Raw genomic sequence first — 1,461 nt, 5'->3', positions numbered from 1 at the left:
CGAGAAGCTCGGCATCCCCGAGGCGGAGCGCCAGCGCCTCGTCGCCGGTGTCGCCGCCCAGTACGAGTCCGAGGTGGTCTACCACCAGATCCGCGAGGACCTCGAGCAGCAGGGTGTCATCTTCATGGACACCGACACGGCGCTCAAGGAGCATCCCGAGTTCTTCGAGGAGTACTTCGGCACCGTCATCCCCGCCGGCGACAACAAGTTCGCGGCGCTGAACACGGCCGTCTGGTCGGGCGGCTCGTTCGTCTACGTCCCGAAGGGCGTGCACGTCGAGATCCCGCTCCAGGCGTACTTCCGCATCAACACCGAGAACATGGGGCAGTTCGAGCGGACGCTGATCATCGCCGACGAAGACAGCTACGTCCACTACATCGAGGGGTGCACCGCGCCGATCTACAAGAGCGACTCGCTGCACTCGGCCGTCGTCGAGATCATCGTGAAGAAGAACGCCCGCGTGCGCTACACGACGATCCAGAACTGGTCGAACAACGTCTACAACCTCGTCACCAAGCGCGCCGTCGCCCACGAGGGCGCGACCATGGAGTGGGTCGACGGCAACATCGGCTCCAAGGTGACGATGAAGTACCCCTCCATCTACCTCATGGGCGAGCACGCGAAGGGCGAGACCCTTTCGGTCGCGTTCGCCGGTCCCGGTCAGCACCAGGACGCGGGCGCGAAGATGATCCACATGGCGCCGTACACGCAGTCGTCGATCGTCTCGAAGTCGATCGCGCGCGGCGGCGGTCGCGCCGGGTACCGGGGTGAGGTGCGGGTGGATGCCAACGCGCACCACTCCGCGAACACCGTGCGCTGCGACGCGCTGCTGGTCGACACGATCTCGCGCAGCGACACGTATCCCGCGATCGACATCCGCGTCGACGACGTGCAGCTCGGTCACGAGGCGACGGTGTCGAAGGTCAGCGAGGAGCAGCTCTTCTACCTGCAGTCCCGTGGACTCCCCGAAGACGAGGCGATGGCCATGATCGTGCGCGGCTTCATCGAGCCGATCGCGCGCGAGCTCCCCATGGAATACGCCCTCGAACTGAACAAGCTCATCGAAATGGGCATGGAAGGCAGTGTTGGTTAAGTGACGACTGCGACCGAAACCCCCGCAGCCGCCGAGGGTCACATCGACCCGGCAGCCCTCGTGGCATCCGTCGTTCCGGTGCAGACGCGCTCGGAGCGGAAGACCTCGTTCGACCCGGCCGACTTCGGCACCCCCACGGGGCGCGAGGTCAACTGGAAGCTCAGCCCGATCGACCGGCTCGCGCCGCTCTTCGTCGATGAGGCCGGTCCCACCGGCGTCATGACCGTCGACGTCGAGGCGCCCGCCGCGGTCGAGCAGCTGCGTCTCGCGGCCGGCGACGCGCCGCGCGGGGAGCACTTCCGTCCGGAGGACCTGCCCGCCGCCCTCGCCTGGACGCACGAGGCTGAGGCTCCGCTGCTGCGCATCCC

1 protein-coding gene and 1 pseudogene are annotated in these 1,461 nt (G+C 66.9%); both read left to right on the top strand.

The features are described from left to right. Nucleotides 1-1,093, top strand: a 1,093-nt coding sequence (sufB, locus tag NS220_RS18870; protein WP_058625473.1) for a Fe-S cluster assembly protein SufB, incomplete at its 5' end; no start/stop codon positions are given. Further along, a pseudogene (locus NS220_RS18865) lies at nt 1,094-1,461 on the top strand (Fe-S cluster assembly protein SufD); the annotation flags it as partial.

The organism is Microbacterium testaceum (assembly GCF_001476655.1).
GTDB classification, from domain to species: Bacteria; Actinomycetota; Actinomycetes; order Actinomycetales; family Microbacteriaceae; genus Microbacterium; species Microbacterium testaceum_C.
This window is presented reverse-complemented; position numbering and strand designations above follow the sequence as displayed.